Annotated in this window: 14 protein-coding genes; 4 read left to right on the forward strand and 10 right to left on the reverse strand. The window is 73.8% G+C overall.

Going from position 1 to position 17,870, the window contains the following annotated elements; genetic code table 11:
* Window positions 1-87 precede the first annotated feature (87 nt).
* The 5 genes from ACIBSW_RS10335 to ACIBSW_RS10355 all read right to left on the reverse strand — a co-directional run bounded on the left by ACIBSW_RS10335 (window position 88) and on the right by ACIBSW_RS10355 (window position 7,751).
* Window positions 88-2,466 (reverse strand): NB-ARC domain-containing protein, encoded by a 2,379-nt coding sequence (locus ACIBSW_RS10335; protein WP_354721477.1) that lies wholly within the window; start codon window positions 2,464-2,466, stop codon window positions 88-90.
* A 490-nt stretch (window positions 2,467-2,956) separates the two neighbouring features.
* Window positions 2,957-4,108 (reverse strand): DUF6745 domain-containing protein, encoded by a 1,152-nt coding sequence (locus ACIBSW_RS10340; RefSeq protein WP_354721475.1) that lies wholly within the window; start codon window positions 4,106-4,108, stop codon window positions 2,957-2,959.
* 10 nt (window positions 4,109-4,118) lie between these two features.
* A complete protein-coding gene (locus tag ACIBSW_RS10345) occupies window positions 4,119-4,436 on the reverse strand; it encodes a hypothetical protein (protein ID WP_354721473.1) in 318 nt (105 codons plus the stop codon).
* Between the two features lie 55 nt (window positions 4,437-4,491).
* Window positions 4,492-6,204 (reverse strand): ABC transporter ATP-binding protein, encoded by a 1,713-nt coding sequence (locus ACIBSW_RS10350; protein WP_354721471.1) that lies wholly within the window; start codon window positions 6,202-6,204, stop codon window positions 4,492-4,494.
* Window positions 6,201-7,751, reverse strand: coding sequence for an ABC transporter ATP-binding protein (locus ACIBSW_RS10355; RefSeq protein ID WP_354721556.1), 1,551 nt, complete (start codon window positions 7,749-7,751; stop codon window positions 6,201-6,203). The genes ACIBSW_RS10350 and ACIBSW_RS10355 overlap by 4 nt, the downstream gene beginning before the upstream one ends.
* A 289-nt stretch (window positions 7,752-8,040) precedes the next feature.
* Here ACIBSW_RS10355 and ACIBSW_RS10360 point away from each other — a divergent pair, with 289 nt between their 5' ends.
* Window positions 8,041-9,213, forward strand: a complete 1,173-nt coding sequence (locus ACIBSW_RS10360; RefSeq protein WP_354721469.1) for a cytochrome P450 — start codon at window positions 8,041-8,043, stop codon at window positions 9,211-9,213.
* On the opposite strand, the gene ACIBSW_RS10365 is transcribed toward ACIBSW_RS10360, so the two are convergent.
* The 3 genes from ACIBSW_RS10365 to ACIBSW_RS10375 form a co-directional block, all read right to left on the reverse strand.
* Complete coding sequence (locus tag ACIBSW_RS10365) at window positions 9,210-9,602, reverse strand: hypothetical protein (protein WP_354721467.1); 393 nt, start codon at window positions 9,600-9,602, stop codon at window positions 9,210-9,212. The two genes, ACIBSW_RS10360 and ACIBSW_RS10365, sit on opposite strands and share 4 nt — an antisense overlap.
* A 19-nt stretch (window positions 9,603-9,621) precedes the next feature.
* A complete protein-coding gene (locus ACIBSW_RS10370) occupies window positions 9,622-10,074 on the reverse strand; it encodes a hypothetical protein (RefSeq protein WP_354721465.1) in 453 nt (150 codons plus the stop codon).
* A gap of 150 nt (window positions 10,075-10,224) precedes the next feature.
* A complete protein-coding gene (locus ACIBSW_RS10375; protein ID WP_354721555.1) occupies window positions 10,225-11,766 on the reverse strand; it encodes an MDR family MFS transporter in 1,542 nt (513 codons plus the stop codon).
* Between the two features lie 138 nt (window positions 11,767-11,904).
* Here ACIBSW_RS10375 and ACIBSW_RS10380 point away from each other — a divergent pair, with 138 nt between their 5' ends.
* Complete coding sequence (locus tag ACIBSW_RS10380) at window positions 11,905-12,477, forward strand: helix-turn-helix domain-containing protein (protein WP_354721463.1); 573 nt, start codon at window positions 11,905-11,907, stop codon at window positions 12,475-12,477.
* A 47-nt stretch (window positions 12,478-12,524) separates the two neighbouring features.
* Here ACIBSW_RS10380 and ACIBSW_RS10385 read toward each other — a convergent pair whose 3' ends face one another.
* Together ACIBSW_RS10385 and ACIBSW_RS10390 are read right to left on the reverse strand one after the other, a co-directional pair.
* Entirely contained in the window at window positions 12,525-13,649 is a 1,125-nt protein-coding gene (locus tag ACIBSW_RS10385; protein ID WP_354721461.1) for a hypothetical protein, read from the reverse strand.
* Window positions 13,650-13,990: 341 nt separating this feature from the next.
* Window positions 13,991-15,220, reverse strand: coding sequence for a family 1 glycosylhydrolase (locus tag ACIBSW_RS10390; RefSeq protein ID WP_354721459.1), 1,230 nt, complete (start codon window positions 15,218-15,220; stop codon window positions 13,991-13,993).
* A gap of 103 nt (window positions 15,221-15,323) precedes the next feature.
* On the opposite strand from ACIBSW_RS10390, the gene ACIBSW_RS10395 reads away from it, so the two are divergent.
* Window positions 15,324-16,442 (forward strand): amidohydrolase family protein, encoded by a 1,119-nt coding sequence (locus ACIBSW_RS10395; RefSeq protein WP_354721458.1) that lies wholly within the window; start codon window positions 15,324-15,326, stop codon window positions 16,440-16,442.
* A gap of 11 nt (window positions 16,443-16,453) precedes the next feature.
* The gene (locus ACIBSW_RS10400) at window positions 16,454-17,821 is read left to right on the forward strand and encodes a glutamine synthetase family protein (protein ID WP_354721456.1); all 1,368 of its coding nucleotides are present in this window, start codon (window positions 16,454-16,456) and stop codon (window positions 17,819-17,821) included.
* Window positions 17,822-17,870: the final 49 nt, after the last annotated feature.

Raw genomic sequence — 17,870 nt, forward strand, 5'->3', positions numbered from 1 at the left:
ACCGCGGCAACGACCAGCCGGATCCCACCTTCTCGGCCGTCGTCCCGCAACCGATCCCGCCGCTCGCGCCTTCCCGTGATCGGGTGGTCAGTATTCCGCGGTGGGCTGTTGCCGTGGTTGGTCGCCGAGCCGCTCGCCGAGGCGCTCGCGCAGGCCCGGGGCGTCGGGCAGGCTGAGGGTGCCGATGAGTTCCTCGGCGGTCGCCCACTCCGCGCGGGCCTCGGCGACGCGGCCGGCTCCGGCGAGCGCGTCGGCCCGGTGCAGCCGGCTCTGGCCCGCGCGCACGCGGTCGTGGAGGCGGTCGAACTGGGCGATGGCCGAGTCGAAGGCCGCGACGGCCTCGTCGTAGCGGCCGTCCGAGGCGGCGATCGCTCCGATCGCCTCGTAGGCGCTGCCGACTCCGCTGCCGTGGTGGATGCGGCGGCACACCGCGAGCATCTGGCGCATGTCGTCGACCGCCCGGTCGGCGTGGCCCTCCTCGTGTGCCCGCCAGCCGCGTTCCCGCAGCGCGTACGCGAGGACGTACTCGTCGTCGATGCGGCGGGCGACGGCGATGACCCGGGTGTTGAGCCGCTCCGCCTCGTCGGGGTGACCGGCGAGCTTGTGCGCGATGCTCAGTTGCAGCAGCGCCCAGCCGTGGCTGTAACCCTCGCGGGCGGGCAGCAGCGCCACGGCGAGCTGCGCCATCGGCATGGCCAGGTCCGGCCGGCGGAACGCGTTGTAGAGCGTGGCGAGCGCGATGCGCAGCTCGAGCTCGTGGTGGTCGTCGCCGAGCTCGACGAAGAGTTCCAGCGCGCGGGACAGGCCGAACTCGGCGGCCGCGAAGTGGTACTGGTCGCGGTACGCCTCGCCGTATGCGTGCAGCGCCTCGGCCAGCGCGGCGCGGTCGCCGAGTCGCTCGGCGAGGGCGACCGCCTCCTCGGCGGTCGTCAGCATGCGTGTCACGTCACCCGCGTTGAGGTGGCAGCTGGAGACCAGGCAGAGCGCGTGTACCCGGCGCCGGTCGTCGCCGAGCGCGGCCGCGGCGTCCACGCCGGCGCGCCACAGCGTCAGACGCTCCGGGTTGTCGATCGGCAGCGCGTGCAGGGCGCCGACGAGCGCCCAGGTGCGTTCGTACGCGCCCTCGGCCAGCCCGCGCCGCACCGCCGCCAGCGCGTTCTCGCGTTCCTGCGCCAGCCACCGGCCGGCACGCGCGGTGCTGGTGAGCCAGTCGAGCAGCCGGGCCAGGCACGCGTTCCGATCCTCCGGTGACTCCTCCGCGGCGAGCCGCTCACCGGCGAACAGGCGCAGCAGATCGTGCAGCCGGTACCGGTCCGGCAGGGGCGACTCGACCAGATGGGCGTCGACCAGCCGTTCCAGGCCGGCGGCGACGACGTGCTCGTCGAGGTCGGCGAGGGCGGCCGCGGCGCCGACGCCGAACACCTGGCCGGGGTGCGACCCGGCGCGCCGGAAGATGTGCGCGTCCACAGGGGACAGCTCGAGGTGGGACGCCTGGAAGCTCGACCGGACCGCCAGGTCACCGACCTGAAGCTCGTCGAGGCGGCGGCGCTCGTCGGCCAGCCGCGCGGCGAGTCCGGCCGGGGTCCACGCCGGGCGGGCACGCAGCCGGGCGCCCGCGATGCGGATCGCGAGCGGCAGCCGGCCGCACGACTCGACGACGGCCGCGGTCCCGCCCGGATCGGCCGCGGCCCGGTCCTCGCCGATCGCGCCGGCGAGCAGCGCCCGGCCGTCGTCCGGGGCGAGGCCGCCGAGCTGGTGCCGCCCGGCGTCGGGCAGGTCGGCGAGCATCCAGCGGCTGGTGACCAGGACCAGGCAGGCCGGATCCGCGGGCAGCAGCGGCGCCACCTGCCCGGCGTCGCGCGCGTCGTCGAGCAGCATCAGGACCCTTCGCCCGGCCAGCGTGGACCGCAGCCGGGCCGCGAGGTCGTCGACGCCGCCGCGCCGCTCGTCCTCGGGCACGCCGAGGGCGCCGAGGAACCTGGTCAGCACCGCCTCGACCGGCACCGGGTCGGAGCCGGCCCCGCGCAGCGCCGCGAAGAGCTGCCCGTCGGGGTAGTCGCCCAGCCGGCCGTACGCGATCCGGAGCGCGAGCGCGGACTTCCCCACGCCCGGCGGGCCGACCAGGACGAGCACCCGGTCGCCGGCCGCGAGCAGACGGTCGACGGCGGCCGTGTCGTCGGCCCGCCCGGCGAGGACGGCCGGCGCGGCGGGCAGTTCGGCGGGCGGTCCCGGCTGGGGCGTCCCGTCCGCCCGGCGCCCTTCCGGCTCGGCGAGGCGCTGCTGCCACACCGCCAGCCCGATCGTGATCACGGCGAGCACCCCGACCGCCGGCCAGGCCAGCCAGGACACCGCGTTCAGCGACCCCGGCAGGGTGCCACCGGTCGCGACGTTGACCGCGACCGCGAGCAGCACCGACAGCAGGGCGGACGCCACCGCGGTCAATGTGATCACCGACCCACGTCCCACCCGCCAACGCTATCGATCGACGACCACGACCGGGGACGGTCACCAAGACACAGAACCATCCCCGAAAGGCGGACGCGCATGCGGGACCGCGCGGACCTGCCCGACGCGTCCGAACAGGACCGGCTGGCCGGCGGTCGGCGACCCGGACGCGCTCCGGCACCCGGAGAACCTCACGACCGGCGACCGGACAGGGCAGGCGCGCGCGTGGAACAGGAGTGGGCGGTGCGCAGGCGGCTGACCGCCCGGGCGGGGTCACGTCCACCCAGTCGCGGCGAGCAGCCGCAATCCGCTCACGCGGCCAGGTTGGGGCGAGGTGGACGGCACAGCAGCCTGAGACGTGACCTCCGGCGTGGCGTGCGGGCGACCGCTACGACGTACACCTCGCCTACCTCAAGGCGGCCCGCACAACCCACCGAGCACGACCGGCCGCGAGGTGGCAGGCGGACCCGCGCGATGCGTCCCGGGCGAGGCCGTTCGCGGGGTGGCGTGGTCAGGTCTGTAGCAGCGGGCGGTACTCCTCCGGGGTCAGGCCGAACGTCCAGGCGACGCCCTCGCGGGCGGTCCGGGTCCGGGGCGGCACGCGCAGCCAGTAGACGCGGCTGGTGCCGTCCGGCTCCGGCGTCGAGTTGACCACCTCGACCATGACCAGGGGCTCGTCGCCGGGCAGGTCGAGGTACCAGAGGGTGCCGGTCTCGTCGGAGCCGGACCTGCGGGCGCCGGACTCACGCAGGTAGCGCTCGTAGCCGAAGTGCTCGAGCATCACCCGCCGGATCTCCGCGTTCTCCTCGCGCCGGATGCGGTCCACGTCCAATGTCGGCAGCTCGGCCGCCAGGTCCGCCGGGATCGGCATGCCGCGCCAGGCCCACAGCCCGTAGCCGTCGGGGAACTCCATGGCGGCGCCCTCGCCGCGGTGCAGCCGGCCGACGTTGTCCCGGGCCAGCGTCGCCGGCCGCTCGGTCAGCACCGCGACCCGCTCGTTGGCCCACCACCAGCCGCAGTGCCGGGCCACCTGGGCGAGGCCGGTCAGCCCCGTCATCAGGTGTGCGTCGGGGCACAGCCGGTCGGCCGCCTCGAAGGTGCTCAGCCAGGCGCCGTCGTGCTGGCCGTAGATCGCGTCGAGCACCGGCGTCCGCACCGCCCGGCCGGCGTCGCCCGGGAAGTCGGCGGCCAGGTCCTCGCCCAGGCGCAGCCGCAGCCGGCCCGCCACCAGGTCCATCATCAGGCCCCAGGAGCGGCGCCCGGCCGCGGCGCTGAGCTGCGCCCAGCCGTCGGGGCCGAGCGCCGCGACGGCCGCCTTGCGCGACGCCGCCCACGGCTCGGTCCGCACCCGGCGGCGCAGCGACGCCCCGGCGGTCTCCCCCGGTGTCCAGCCCTGGTCGAGCAGTCCGGCGTGGACCGCGGTGAACCAGGCCGGGCCGGCGCTGGGCGGCGCGCCGGCGAGCAGCGCGACGGCCGCCGCGCCGGCGCGCGGGGAGCCGAACCAGTAGATCCGGTCGGGCTCGGGGGCGCCGGACCGGCGGTAGGCCTCGCGCACCCCCGCCTCGGCCGCCGCGCGCGCGGCCGGGCCCGTCTGTGCGGCGGCGGCCAGCCACTGCTCCTCGATGGCCGCCGCGATCGCCTCGTCGGCGGGTGTCAGCCTCATCGCCGCCCCCTCAGTCCGCGACCGGCCGGAACGCGCCCGGGATGTATTCCCGTTGTCGGACCACCCGGTAGTGGCCGGCGGGCAGCGAGATCGGGCCGTGCTCCTCATGCGTGATCCGGCCGTGCGCCGGCACCTCGACGAACATCCGCTCCGGGTCGTCGAGGTCGGCGAGCAGCCGCAGCCCGGGGCCGCCGACCACGTGTGCGTGGCCGGTCGCCTCGCCGCGCGCCACGACCATCCGGCCGCGCCGGTCGCGGGGAACCGGGCCGCAGGCGGGCACCGCGGCCGGCTCCACCGGGATGAACAGCACGTCGCCCTGCCGATACATCGGACCTCCCAGGAGTTCAAACGCTGTGGGGGCACGCTATCGGCGGGGTACGACGTTATTCGGCGCCGTGCCAGGTGCGCCACAGGGCCGCGTAGGGGCCGTCCGCGCGGAGCAGCTCGTCGTGGCTGCCCAGCTCGATGATCCGGCCGCCGTCCATGACCGCGACCCGGTCGGCGTCGTGCGAGGTCTGCAGCCGGTGCGCGATCGCGATGACCGTGCGGTCGTGCAGCACCGCGGCGAGTGCGCGTTCCGCGCTGCGGGCGGCCGTGGGATCCAGCAGCGCGGTGGCCTCGTCCAGGATGACGGTGTGCGGGTCGGCGAGCATCACCCGCGCCAGGGCGAGCTGCTGCGCCTGGCCGCCGTCCAGCGGGTTCTCGCCGAGGTCCGCGTCGAGGTCGTCGGCCCAGTCGGCGCCGACGGTCTTCAGCGCCCGGCGCAGCACGTCGTCCGGCGCCGCCACCATCAGGTTCTCCCGCAGCGACTCGCGGAAGACGTGGTGTTCCTGCGTCACCAGCACCACCTGCCGGCGCAGCTCGTGCGGGGGCAGGTCGGCGATGGGCACGCCGCCGACGGTCACCGATCCGCGGTCCGGCCGGTCGACCCCGGCGATCAGCCGGGCGAGGGTCGACTTGCCGGCGCCGGAGAGCCCGACGACGGCGAGCCGCTCGCCGGGCCGCACGGTCAGCTGGACGTCGTGCAGGACGTCCTGCCCGGACTCGTACGCGTACCGCACGCCGCGCACCTCGATCCGGTCGCCGTCGGGCGGGGACGTCGCGGCGGCCCGGTCCGCCGGTATGGAGGCCAGCCCCTCGACGCGGGCGAACGAGGCGCCGCTGCTCTGCAGCTGCTCGATCCAGAGCATGATGGTGTCGAGCGGCCCGAGCAGCTGCCGCAGGTACAGCACGGCCGCGGCGACCGTGCCGAGCGTGACGTACCCGTTGAAGTGGAGCAGGCCGCCGATCAGGAGCACCAGCACGACGGGCAGCACGTACGAGGCCTCCACCGCCGGGAAGAAGACCGAGCGCAGGGCGAGCGTGGCCAGCCGGGTGCGCCGGGTCTCCGCGATCGCCGCGTGCCCCTTGGCCAGCCGGCGCGCGCGCAGGTCGAAGGCCTCGATCGTGCGGGCGCCCGCCGTCGTCGCCGCCAGCTCGTCGGCCATCACCGAGTTGGCCGCGCCCTCGCGCAGGTACGCGTCCCGGGCCCGGCGCAGGTACCACCGGGTGATGAACCAGATGCCGGTGAACCCGAGTAGGCCCGCCACGCCGAGCGGAGGGCTCAGCACCACCACCGCGCACACGATCAGCAGCACCTGCACGGCGGCGATGAGCAGGTCCGGCAGCACGTCGCGCAGGGTCGTCGCGATGGCGTCCACATCGGTCGTGCCGCGGGCGGTCAGGTCGCCGGTCGGCACCCGCTCGACCACCGCGGCGGGCAGGGACAGCGACTCGCGCAGGAAGCCCTCGCGGACCCGGGCGGCGGTGCGTTCGCCGAAGCGGAAGCCGACCATCAGGGCGTACCGGGTGAACAGGGTCTGCGCGACGGCGCAGGCCAGCACGGCGACCGCGAGCCGGTCCACCTGGCCGGCGCCGCGCCCGTCCGTGACGGCGTCGATGATCCGGCCGAGCAGCCACGGGCCGCCCAGGGCGGCGATCGCGGCCAGGGCGTTGAGCAGCAGCATCAGCGTGACGGTGCCGCGGTCGGCGGCCAGCAGCCGCCGGGCGGCGCGGGCGACCAGTCGCTGATCCGCGATCGGCAGCGCGGCGCTCACCGGTCCTCGTCCTCGCCGAACACGCGGGCGACCAGGCCCGCGTAGCCCGGTACCGTGCCGAGCAGCTCCCGGTGTGATCCGGTGGCCGCGACCCGCCCGTCGACCAGGTAGTGCACGACGTCGGCGCGGTCGAGCAGCGCCGGCGAGGTGGTGGCCAGCACCGTGCCGCGGCCGTGCCGGGCCGCCATGAGCCGTCCAGCGATCGCCGCCTCGGTGTGCGCGTCCACCGCCGAGGTCGGCTCGGCGGCCAGCAGCATCTCCGGCCGCTGGTAGAGCGCCCGGGCCAGCCGGACCCGCTGGCGCTGCCCGCCGGAGAGGTTCCGCCCGCCCCACTCGACGGGGTGGTCCGGCTCGCCGACGTCGTGCGCCACCGCGGAACCGATCGCCTCGCGGTACCGCTCGTCCTGCGGGGTGTCGCGGCCGGCGACCACCTCGCGCAGCGGGTCGGCGAACAGGTCGGCCTCGTGCTCGGCGACCAGGATCCGCGCGCGCACCTCGTCGCGGGCGATGCTGTCGAGCCGGATGCCGCCCCAGGTCGCGTCCGTCGGGCCGTACCGGCCGAGCCGTTCGAGCACCGCGGCCGCGTCCGCGGGCCGGGCGCCGGCGAGCGCGGTCAGCCGGCCCGGCTCGGCCGACACCCCGGACGCCGGATCGTGCAGGACGGCGGGTCCGGCCGGCGCCGGCGCGCCCGCGGTCTCGTCGAGTGGCAGGCCGAGGAAGGCGATCACGTGCCGGGCGGCGACCAGGCCGCGGGTGATGTCGAAGCCACAGAAGATCATGACGTCGACCGGGACGACCAGCACGGCCGTGTAGCCGTACACGGCGACCAGCTCGCCGGGCGTGAGTTCGCCGGCCGCCGCCTCCCGTGCCGCCAGCCAGATCACCACCGCGAGGAAGACGCCGGGCAGGCCCCGGCCCAGCGCGCCGACCCAGCTGCTCACCCGGCCCACCCGGTAGCCGAGGTCGCGCAGCTCGGTGGAGCTGGCCCGGTACCGCGCCAGGTGGCCGTCCTTGCCGCCGAGGCCGTTGAGGATGCGCAGGCCGGTGACCACGTCGACGAGCTCGGCGGCCAGGGCGCCCTGGCGCCGGCGGTACCGGGCGCCGACGGCCTGCACGCGGGCCAGCAGCGGGCCGACCACCAGCGCGAGGACCGGAACGCCGGCCAGCACCACCACGGCCAGCAGCGGCGAGGTGCGGAACAGCAGAACGGCGATCACCGCGTACGCGAGCACGCTGGACACCCCGACGCCGGCGACGTTCATCGCCCTTCCGATGGTCCACACGTCGGCGATGCCGATGGTGACCACCTCGCCGGAGGTGACCCGGCGGGGCAGGGCGGCGCCGAGCCGGGTGGCGTGCGTCATCACCAGGTCGGCGGTCTGCAGCGCGGCGCCCAGCCGCAGCCGGGTCATCGAGCGGTGCCGCATGATGCCCAGCCCCGCGCTGGTCAGGCCGACCAGCAGCACCACGGCCGACCAGGCGAGCAGCGCCGCCGGCCGCCCCGGGCGCAGGCCGCGGTCGATGGCCTGTGACAGCAGGTAGGGCATCAGGGCCAGGGTGGTGAACCAGAGCGTGCCGAACGTCGCGCCGAGCAGGACCCGTCCTTTCAGGATCGTGACAAGCCACCAGAGAAATCGCGCGGGTCCCCGAATATTCACGGGCACCATGCTGCCCGGACGCCCGGCGCGCACGGAAACGCAATATCTATCCGATCCGGACCCCTCGGGTGGCGAACCGGCGCCGGGTGTGATTGCATCTGGATCGAAGGCCGGGCATCTTCCCCCGTGGATGCCCGGCCTTCCTCGTGATCGGGAGTCGGACGGAGGGTTTCCCGCGATGGCCACGGTGTCACTGCCGACCACCGAGGAGTTCCTCGACGACCCCTATCCGTTTTACGACCGGCTCCGGGACGCGTCGCCGGTCTGCCGCGCGGAGCTGCCCGACGGGGCGCCGGCCTGGCTGGTGACCCGCTACGCGGAGGTCCGCGCGCTGCTCGCCGACCCCCGGCTGTCGGTGGACAAGAGCAACGGCGACGGCAGCTGGCGGGGCTTCTCGCTGCCGCCGGCGCTGGACGCCAACCTGCTGAACATGGATCCGCCCGACCACACCCGGATCCGCCGGCTGGTGTCGCAGGCGTTCACCCCACGCCGGGTGGAGAACCTGCGCCCGCGCATCCAGGAGACCGCCGACGCCCTGCTGGACGCGGTCGCCGGGCGGGGCGAGGCCGATCTCGTCCGCGACTACGCCGGCCCGCTGCCCGTCGCGGTCATCTCCGACCTGCTGGGCGTGCCGGTACCGGACCGCGAACAGTTCCGGTCCTGGACGGACGCGATGGTCAGCCCGCCGCGGCAGGACCGGCGCGAGGCGGCGCGGGCCGTCGGCGCCATCCACGCGTACCTCGAGAAGCTGCTCGCGGCCAAGCGCGCCGAGCCGGCCGACGACCTGCTCTCCGCGTTGATCGCCGCACGGGACGACGGTGACCGCCTCACCGAGGACGAGCTGACGTCCCTGGCGTTCCTGCTGCTGTTCGCCGGCTACGAGAACACCGTGCACGCCATCGGCACCTCGCTGTTCACGCTGCTGCGCACGTCGGCGTTCCCGGCCGACCCGGCCGGGCTGGAGTCGACCATCGAGGAGCTGCTGCGGCACGAGGCGCCGGCTCCCGTGGCGCTGCGGCGCTTCGCGACCGAGGACATCGAGGTCGCCGGCGTGGTGGTGCCCCGGGGCGAGACCGTGCTCCTGATCGTCGGCGCGGCCAACCGCGACCCCGGCGCGTTCCCCGCGCCCGGCGAGGTGCGGCCGGGCCGCCCGGGCGCGCACCTCACGTTCGGCCACGGCGTCCACTACTGCCTGGCGGCCCCGCTGGCCCGCATCGAGCTGGAGGTGGCCATCGGCACGGTGGGGCGCCGCTTCCCCGGGCTGCGGCTGGCCGTGCCGGCCGACGAGGTCCGCTGGCGGCCGTCGTACCGCACCCGCGGGCTGGTCGCCCTGCCGGTGAAACTGGGCTAGAAGCGGACCCCGCCGTGCCGGTAGCCGCCCAGCGTCTCGGTGGTCTTGGCCACCAGCGCGGCGCCCAGGTCGACACCCAGGTACTCGGACAGCTCCAGGGTCCGGATCAGGATGTCGGCCAGCTCCAGGCTCAGCGCGTCGTCCGGTCGCCGCGCGGCCGGATCGAGATCCAGCGACCGGCTGCGGATCTCCTGCAGCGCCTCGCTGACCTCGCTCTGCAGCAGGGCCATCCTGGTCGCCGCGACGTACGCCCGGCCGGCCGGGTGCGCCGCCGCCAGGTCGTCGGCGCCGGAGAACAGGTCGATGCTGCGCGCATAGGCGTGCGCGCTGCGCTGTGCGTCCGGCAGCGCCGCCGCCAGCGCCTCGATGTGCCGTCGGGCCTCGCTCACCCTGCCACCCCCAGCTCCGTCAGTCCTGGCCGTCCTCGTCCAGTCCTTCCAGCTTCCGGCAGCGGTCGACGACCTGCTCGATGAGGCGGGTGCTGTCGGCCGAGAGGCCCTGCTGGCGCAGCACCCGGCGCAGCGCCACCTGCTGGAGCTTCATCTGCTGGAGTTCGGTGAGCAGATCGATCTGTTCCTGGACGCGACTGGTGATCTTACTGTCCACGAAGAAGGCCGGGTCGACCCCGAACGCCTGCGCCAGCGCCTTGACGTGCGAGGTGCGCGGATCGGTGGTGATGCCACGGCGCATCTCGCCGACGTACGCGGCGCTGATCGTGACCCCGGTGCCGTCCCGCCGGGCCCGGTCATTGATCTTGTTGGCGATCTCCTTGGTGGTGTACCTGCGGTCCGCCTCCGGGCGTACCCGGTCGAAGAGGAACTCCAGCTTGTCCGCCAGGGTCTCGAGGTGTTCAACCGTCACCACTGCAGAACCTAGAGCAACGGCTGTGTTTCGGATCACGCCGCCACTCCACGGGGACTAAGGGGCACGCGGGATTACCCGAGTGGGCCCCAGAGCACGAACCGGGGCCGGTCCTTGTGGACCGGCCCCGGGTTCGCGGGAAATTCGTCGTCAGACGGCGGCGAGCTCCTCCTCGGCGGCCGCGGGCTGCTCCTTGGCGTCGGCGAAGCCGCGCAGCGGCACGTGGCGGATGGCCAGGGCGATCAGCAGGCCCGTCGCGGCGATGACGGCGGCCCAGGTGAAGACGGCGCCGACGCCGTCGGTGACGGCCTGCTGGAACAGGTGCCGGGCGGCGTCGGGCAGGCCGCGGAGCAGTTCGGGCGTCATCCGCGCCGCCGAGCCCGAGGCGGCGCCGGAGCCGCCGTCCGCGGTGATGGAGTCGGTGAGGGTGTTCGCGTACACCGAGCCGAGGATGGAGACGCCGAGCGAGCCGCCCATGTTGCGCAGGAAGGTCGCCGCGCCGGTGGCGGCGCCGACGTCGCGCAGCGGCGCGCTGTTCTGGGCGATCAGCATGGTGGTCTGCATGAGGCAGCCCATGCCCAGGCCGAGCACGACCATGTAGAGGGACGTGAGCGTCTTCGAGGTGTCGGTGCCCATGGTGGCGAACAGCGCCAGCCCGGCCGCCATCAGGACGGTGCCGACGATCGGCAGGGCCCGGTAGTGGCCGGTCTTGCTGATCAGGGCGCCGCCGGCGAGCGAGGTCACCATCATGGAGATCATCATCGGCATCAGCAGCAGCCCGCTGTTGGTGGCCGACGCGCCCTGCACGAACTGCTGGAACTGCGGCAGGAAGGTCATTCCACCGAACATCGCGAAGCCGACGATGAAGCTGAGCGCGCCGGCGAGGGTGAAGTTGCGGTTGCGGAAGACCGAGAGCGGCATGATCGGCTCGGCTGCACGGCGCTCGACGATCACGAACGCCACGAAGGCCAGCACGGTCACCACGGCGAGGCCGATGATCTGCGGGGAGGCCCAGTCGTACTCGGTGCCACCCCAGCTGGTGATCAGGACCAGGGCGGTGATCCAGGTGGTGAGCAGGGCCGAGCCGGTCCAGTCGATGCGGACCTTGCCGGCGCCGCGGGGCAGCTTGGCCAGGGTGAACCAGCACACCGCGAGGGCGACGACGCCGAGCGGCAGGTTGACGTAGAAGGCCCAGCGCCAGCTGAGGTTGTCGGTGATGAAGCCGCCGACGAGCGGGCCACCGATCATGGCGACCGGCATCACGGTCATCATCACGCCCTGGTATTTGCCCCGGTCGCGGGGCGGCACGATCTCGGCCAGCACCGCCATGACGCCGACCATGAGGCCGCCGGCGCCGAGGCCCTGCAGGGCGCGGAAGCCGATCAGCTGGCCCATGTCCTGTGACAGACCGCACAGCACGGAGCCGATCAGGAAGACCGCGATCGACGAGATGAAGGTGATGCGGCGCCCGAGCAGGTCGCCGAGCTTGCCCCAGATCGGGGTGGCCACGGTCGAGGCGAGGATGTAGCCGGTGGTCACCCAGGCCAGGTGGTTGAGGCCGCCCAGGTCACCCACGATCGTCGGCAGGGCGGGCGCCACGATCATGTTGTCGAGCATGGCCAGCAACATCGCGATGACCAGGCCACTCATCGTCACTAGGATCTCGCGGTGGGTGAACCTGGGTGGTGCCACCTCGGTGGTGTCCGCTACATCAGTCGTCGTCACAGGATGCCTTCGCTTCTACTTGTCGACCGGTAAGTAACCACCTTACCCGTCGGCAAGTAGGTCGCTAGGCTGAGCAGAACGACGAGGCGCGGGGAGATGACCGGCGTGGCAGGACGGCAAGGCGACACCAAGGCCGAGATCCGGCAGGTGGCCATGGAGTTGTTCACCGAGCAGGGCTACGAGGCCACCTCGCTGCGGGAGATAGCCGAGCGCCTCGGTGTGACCAAGGCCGCACTCTATTACCACTTCCGCAGCAAGGAAGACATCGTCCGCTCACTGTTCGGCGACCACCTGGCCGCCCTGGACGAGTTGATCGCGTGGGCCTCGGCACAGACACCCGGCCCTCGGCTGCGCACCGAGGTCATCGACCGGATGCTGCGCCTGAGCGTCGAGCACGGCCGGCAGGCCATGCAGTTCGCCCTCGCCAACCAGCACGTCGTCCGGGACCTGCACCCCGGCAAGGAGAACGTGCACGAGCGGCTGAACACCCTGTTCGAGGCCATCACCGACCCGGACGCCACGGTGCATGAGGCCCTGCGCACCCGGGTCGCGCTGCTCAGCATCAACCTGACCATGTTCGCCGCGCAGGGGCTCGACGCCACCGACGAGCAGGTCGAGGCCGCCGCCCGCGAGATCGCACACCTGCTCAGCGCCGAGGCCGGCCGCCCGCCCGGCTGAGGGTGGCCGGGGCCGTGATGCACCCGTGCCGATTCACGATGAGTGGGTCAGGCGGGAAGGGTCACCTGACCCGGAGCCGGGCGCTGAATGGTGGTGTTGTCGCCCAGCTGTCCGTTGGCGTTGTTGCCCCAGCACCAGAGACTGCCATCGGTACGGAAGCCGCAGATGTGGTAACCGGCCGCGAAGTCACTCGTCCAGGTGGTGGCCGTGCCGATCCGGACGGGCGTGAACCGGTGGGTCGTGGTCCCGTCGCCGAGCTGCCCCGTCGAGTTGTTGCCCCAGCACCACAGGCTGCCGTCGGTGCGGACCCCGCATGCCGTGTCGAAACTCGCCCTCACCCCGGTCCAGGTGGTGCCGGCACCGACCTGGACCGGCGTGGTCCGGTGGGTTCCGCTGACTCCCAGTTGTCCGTACCCGTTCTCACCCCAGCACCACAGTGTCCCCTCGGCGCGTACCGCGCAGGTGAAGGCGTAGCCGGCCGTCACGCCGGTCCACGTGGTCGCGGTACCGACCTGCGCGGGAACGGCCCGGTAGCTCAGGTCCCCGAGACCGAGCTGTCCGTCCGTGCTGTCACCCCAGCACCACAGGGTGCCCTCGGCGCGGACGGCGCAGGTGTGCGCGAAACCCGTCGTGACGCTCGCCCAGGTGGTGGCCGTGCCGACCCGCACGGGAGCGGTCGCGTAGTAGACGTCGGAACCGATTCCCAACTGCGCGAAGCGGTTGAAGCCCCAGCACCACAGGGTGCCGTCGGTCCGGGTGGCACAGGTGTGGCTGTCGCCGGCACTGACACTGGCCCAGTCGGTGGCGTCGCCGACGCGTACCGGGGAGGTCCGGCCCGTGGTGGTGCCGTCGCCGAGCTGGCCCCGGAAGTTGTTGCCCCAGCACCACAACGTGCCCTCGGTCCTGACCGCACAGGTGTAGCTGGTGCCGGCGTCGATACCGGCCCAGGTGGCGGCCGTGCCGACACGCACCGGGGAGGTCCGGGCCGTGGTGGTGCCGTCGCCGAGCTCACCGAGGTAGTTGCTGCCCCAGCACCACAACGTGCCGTCGGCGCGGACCGCGCAGGTGTGTCCGTAACCGGTGGCCACCTCGGAGACCGCGGCCGGGTTGACGCTCGCGCCGGCAACGCCGGCCAGGCTCGGCGCGGCGATTCCGGCCGCCGTCGCCAGCAAGGCGAGGACGCCTCTCGCGACCGCTCGCGGGCGACCACGGCGGGTGGCCGCCGAATCCCGGGATGCGACAGTTCGGAGACGCCCGAAGGTAAAGCGGCGCTTCATGTGTCCTCCTTGTTCCGGTGAGGGCGAGGACCGCGCCGATGACCGAATCCTGCCGTCGGGGCGCTCCTTGGTGACGAGCCCCGAAAGGGCTGGGGTCACAGGGGTGCGGCGACAGCGGTGACGCCTGATTCGGGAGATTGCCAGAATGTTTCAGGACATTCAAGAGCGTCACTGATTCACTTCCCGCAGATCTGTCGAACGACGCCATATAACGCTTTTTCATCGACCAACGACAATTAATTGAGATAGCCGGCCCGTACGATCCGGGCGTACTCGGCGGCGCTCGGCTTCGGCGTACGCGCGAAGGTCTCCCGGTCCACCTCGACCAGGCCCAGCCGCACGTCGTAGGCGAAGACCCACTCGAAGTTGTCGAGCAGGCTCCAGTGCAGGTATCCGAGCACCGGAACGCCCTGCTCGACCGCGTCGCGCAGGCCGGACAGGGCGGGCGCGAGGAACGCCGCCCGGTGCGCGTCGTCGTCGGTGGCGACGCCGTGCTCGGTGACGAAGACCGGGACGCCGGCCTCGCCGTGCACGTAGCGGACCGCGTTGCCCAGCGCCGGCGGGTAGATGTCGGAGCCCATCTGGTTCAGAGTCGCGCCGGCCGGCGGCGGCAGCGGGCCGTCGGCGTCGTAGCGGGCGCGCTCGTAGTTCTGCACCCCGACGAAGTCGTCGTCGCGCGCCAGGCGCAGCCAGCGACCGTACACCTCGGACCGCTTGGTGTCCCGGATCGTGGCGTCGCCGACCGCCTGATCGTCGACCACCGCGACGGTCAGGCCGACCGGCAGGTCCGGGCGGCGGGCCTTGATCACGGCCCGCGCGGCGACGTGCGCGGCGGCCCGGCCGTCCTCCATGGCGCCGAGCTCCTCGGCGAGCACCATGTTGTCGAGCCGGTAGCGGTCGACGCCCGCCGCCTTGGCCGCGGCCTCGAGGGTGGCCCGCTCCAGCTCGCGGGCCGCCTCGGGCACCGGGACCCAGGAGAGCAGGCGCGGCAGGTTCGGCTCGTTGAGGGTGATCGCGTACGCGATCCGGTCGCCGATCCGGTCCATCAGCACGCCGCAGTACCGCGCGAACGCCGCCGCCGAGCCGGGATCGAGCCAGCCGCCGCGCATCGCGAACCAGTGCGGGTTGGTCATGTGGTTGAACGCCACCACGGGCGCGAGGCCCAGCTCCCGGCACGCCTCGACGATCGCGGCGTAGTGGTCCAGCGCCGCCGCGGAGAACTCGCCCTCCACCGGCTCGACGCGCGCCCACTCCACCGAGAACCGGTACGCGTTCAGCCCCATCCCGGCGACCAGCTCGACGTCCTCGCGCCACCGGTGGAAGGCGTCGCAGGCCGGCCCGGACGGCTCCCGGAACGCGGTCGGCGTGACGTGCTCGGCGAACCAGGTGTCGCTGGTGTCGTTGCCGCCCTCGGTCTGGTGCCCCGAGGTGGCGACGCCCCAGAGGAAACCGTTCGGGAAATTCATCTGCTCTCCTGTGGGATATTGCCCGGATTCGTCGGGTCCAGCGGCAATGACGCTGGACAATGGTCGCAGTCGCGGCGGCGCGGCGTCGATGACCGGAGCGGCGATGCTCGAGGGCGTAGGGCTGGTGGACCACCACTGCCACAGCGTCGTGCGCGGGCCGCTGGACCGGGCCGGCTTCGAGCTGCTGGCCACCGAGGCCTGCCAGGCCGCGCCGCCCGGATGCACCACGCTCGACTCCCAGCTCGGCTTCGCCGTCCGGCGCTGGTGCGCGCCGCTGCTCGGGCTGGCACCGCACGCGGCCGCCGACGACTACCTGGCCGAACGGGCCCGGCTCGGGCCCGCGGAGGTCAACCGCCGGCTGCTGGGCGCCGCGAACGTCGCCACGTTCCTGGTCGACACCGGATACCGGGCCGACGAGCTGCTCACCCCGGACGAGCTGGCCGAGCCGGCCGGGTCCGCCGTGGGCGAGGTGGTCCGGCTGGAGGCGGTCGCCGAGCGGGTCGCCGCGGGCGGGGTGAGCGCCGCGGGTTTCGCCGCCGCGTTCTCCGACGCTCTGGCCGTCGCCACTGTGGACGCGTACGCGGTGAAGTCCGTCCTCGCCTACCGGCACGGGCTGGCGATCGCGCCCGAGGCGCCGTCCGGCGCGGAGGTCCGCGCCGCGGCGGGTCGCTGGCTGCGCCGCGGCCGGGGTGCCGCCGTCGCCCGGCTCGACGACCCGGTGCTGCTGCGGCACCTGCTCTGGGCCGGCGTCGAGCGCGGGCTGCCGGTGCAGCTCCACACCGGATTCGGCGACTCCGATCTCGACCTGGCCGGCAGCGATCCGGCGCTGCTGACCGGGTTCCTGCGGGCGGCGCAGGGCCGCGGCACCGCGATCATGCTGCTGCACTGCTACCCGTACCACCGGCAGGCCGGCTACCTCGCCCAGGTCTTCCCGCACGTCTACCTCGACGTGGGGCTGGCGGTCAACCACGTCGGCGCGCGGGCCACCGCGGTGATCGCGGAGTCGCTGGAGCTGGCCCCGTTCCACAAGGTGCTCTACTCCTCCGACGCCTTCGGGCTGCCGGAGCTGCACGTGCTCGGCGCGGAGCTGTTCCGGCGCGGGCTCACCGAGGTGCTGGGCGGCTGGGTGGCCGCGGGCTCGTGGTCGGCGCCGGACGCCGAGCGGGTGGCATTGATGATCGGCGCGGGAAACGCCGAGCGAGTGTACGGCCTGGGACGCTGAGGGAGCGGAACATGTTCGGGGACCGAATGCCGGGCGACGCCAAGGAGGCGGCCGCCAAGCTCCGCGATGCCGGGGTGCTCGGCGTCGTGCTGCCGTACGTCGACACGGCCGGCGTCACGCGGATCAAGACAGTGCCCACCGCCAAGCTGGCGCGGGCGGCGCGCTGGGGCGTCGGGATGTCGCCGGTCTTCGACGTCTTCCTCACCGACGACTCGATCACCGCCAGCGAGCACCTCGGCGGGCCCGACGGTGACCTGCGCCTCGTGCCCGACCTGGACCGGCTGACCGTCCTGGCGGCCCAGCCCGGCTGGGCGTGGGCGCCGGTCGACCGCTACTCGCAGGACGGCGAACCGTGGCCCGCCTGCCAGCGCGGCTTCGCCCGGGCCATGACCGAGCGCGCCGCCGCGGCCGGGCTGACGTTCAAGGCGGCGATCGAGGTGGAGTGGGCGCTGGGCCGCGCGGGCACCGACGAGTTCGTGCCGGCCTGCGACGGCCCCGCGTACGGCGCGACCCGGCAGATCGAGCTGAGTGACTACTGCCGGGACCTGCTCGCCGCGCTGGACGCCCAGGGCGTCGAGGTCGAGCAGCTGCACCCCGAGTACGCCGCCGCGCAGTTCGAGCTCTCCGTCGCCGCCCGCGACCCGATCGGCGCCGCCGACGACAGCCTCCTGGTGCGCCAGACCGTCCGGGCGGTGGCGCACCGGCACGGCCTGCGCGCCTCGTTCTCCCCGGCGGTGCTGGCCGGCCGGGTGGGCAACGGCGGACACGTGCACCTGTCGGCGGCGCGCGAGGGCCGCAACCTGTTCAGCGGCGGCACCGGGCCGCACGGGCTGACCGCCGAGGCGCAGGCCGCCGCGGCCGGCATCCTCGAGCTGCTGCCGGCCCTGCTGGCGATCGGCGCGCCGTCGGTCGCGAGCTACCTGCGGCTGGTCCCGTCGCACTGGGCCGGCGCGTACGCCTGCTGGGGCCACGAGACCCGGGAGGCCGCGCTGCGGCTGGTCACCGGCGACGTCGGCGAGCGGGAGTCGGCGGCCAACCTCGAGGTGAAGTGCTTCGACCTGGCGGCGAACCCGTACCTGCTGTTCGGCGCGCTGGTCGCCGCCGCGCTCGACGGCGTGCGGCGCGGGCTGCGGCTGCCGCCGCCGGTGACCGGCGACCCGGCCGGCCTCTCCCCCGACGAGCTGGCCGGACGCGACATCCGGCGGCTGCCGACCACGCTGGACGAGGCCGCGCGGGCGCTGGAGCAGGCAAAGCCGCTGCGTGAGGCGCTGGGCGAGACGCTCACCGGAGCGGTGCTGGCCGTGCGCCGGGCCGAGGCGGAACGCTTCCGGACCGCCTCCGACGATGAGGTGGCGGCCGCGCTGCGCTGGGTCTACTAGCCCCGGAGAATTTCTTTTGAAAAAGTTGGGCGGGCCTGTCGATCGGGGG

Source organism: Actinoplanes sp. NPDC049668 (assembly GCF_044465445.1).
In the GTDB taxonomy this organism is placed as follows: domain Bacteria; phylum Actinomycetota; class Actinomycetes; order Mycobacteriales; family Micromonosporaceae; genus Actinoplanes.